Source organism: Cupriavidus sp. SK-3 (genome assembly GCF_000611145.1).
Classification (GTDB): Bacteria; Pseudomonadota; Gammaproteobacteria; order Burkholderiales; family Burkholderiaceae; genus Cupriavidus.
The window spans coordinates 21,749-22,872 of the sequence record NZ_JFJV02000055.1 but is presented as its reverse complement, the minus strand read 5'-3'; the positions used below and the strand labels follow the sequence as shown (position 1 = coordinate 22,872).

2 protein-coding genes are annotated in these 1,124 nt (G+C 61.8%); one reads left to right on the top strand and one right to left on the bottom strand.

Annotation, left to right across the window (positions count from 1 at the left end):
* Window positions 1-246: hypothetical protein (locus CF70_RS06125; RefSeq protein WP_035861932.1), on the bottom strand; the 246-nt coding region annotated here is incomplete at its 3' end.
* A gap of 259 nt (window positions 247-505) precedes the next feature.
* Between CF70_RS06125 and CF70_RS35725 the strand changes: the two genes are divergently transcribed.
* Entirely contained in the window at window positions 506-799 is a 294-nt protein-coding gene (locus tag CF70_RS35725) for a transposase family protein (protein ID WP_152561706.1), read from the top strand.
* The last annotated feature ends 325 nt before the right edge of the window (window positions 800-1,124 follow it).

Here is a 1,124-nt window from a genome sequence, read left to right as displayed (position 1 = left end):
CGCCGCCTGTTGCGCGGCGTGAAGTTCGCTCTTCCGCCGCCAGCATTCGCTACTGACATCCCATGCGTAGGCGGTAAGGACATTGCGCACGACATAGTGGATCGTGTTGCGCAGATTCTTGCACTGCAGGGTCAGCGCGAGACAGCACGCCAGCAAGTGGCCAACGGGCTTCGCGAGCACGACAACGCGCTGCTCGATGGAATCGAACCATTCGTGCGCCGCGTGGTCTGCCTTGCCTTGTGTCATGCCAGAAAAGAGTGCCGTTTGAGAGTCAGGACCACATCGTATTCGAAGCGCGGGCTAGCGCAAGGAATTTCTCTGCAACACCTCGCGGGCTGCCGCGCGGCAACGATAGATCGACTGGCCACGGCAATAGGGCCTGGTTGGAATGCCGGGGGCCGTGGGCGCCCTCGCGAACTTGGCGCGAGAACGGCGATTTGCATCACACTGGCGAAATGGCGAAGCAATCTGAGTCTACGGGTCGTGCAAGCCTTGACGGGAAGTAGTGCGGCAACGCTCTGATAAAGCCTATGCTGATGGCATTGGTGAAGAGAAGCGCCTACTGCGTCCGATCAAACGCGGCGAACGGGCTTGGAGGTTCGCCCACGCGCCCGCTAAAGCCCATAACGCTGCGCTATCAAAGATCCGCGTGCGAATTGAACATGGCTTCGCGCGGCTGAAGGCGTGGAAGGTCCGCAGTGGCTTGTTTCCTGATCACTGGACCAGGCTCGGCGACGTCGTACAGGCGTTGGCGGTGGTGCACAACACCAAGCTCGCAGTGGCTGCCGGCGAATTATGAAACAGCCTTCGTATATTCGGCGCAAGATTGTCCGGCTTTATCTCCGCACTCCTTGGGGCCGGCTCGTCGCTGTGCTTCAAGGGAGGCGCGCCCGAAGAACGTCGGGTTTCCAATTTGCCGAACTTCCGAAATGGCTCGACCACCGTCGCAATGACTTTCCTTGCGCGCGGGATCTGCGCAACCCTCACCCATCCGCCTCCACCGGCGGCCCCCCCAGCGCCTTGTACAGGGTGGCGACATTGACGAGCCTGTCGAAGCGGTTCCGCGCCGCCGCCACCGCGGCCGTGCGCCTCGTCTCCTTCGCATCGAGCCACGGCTGGAGCGC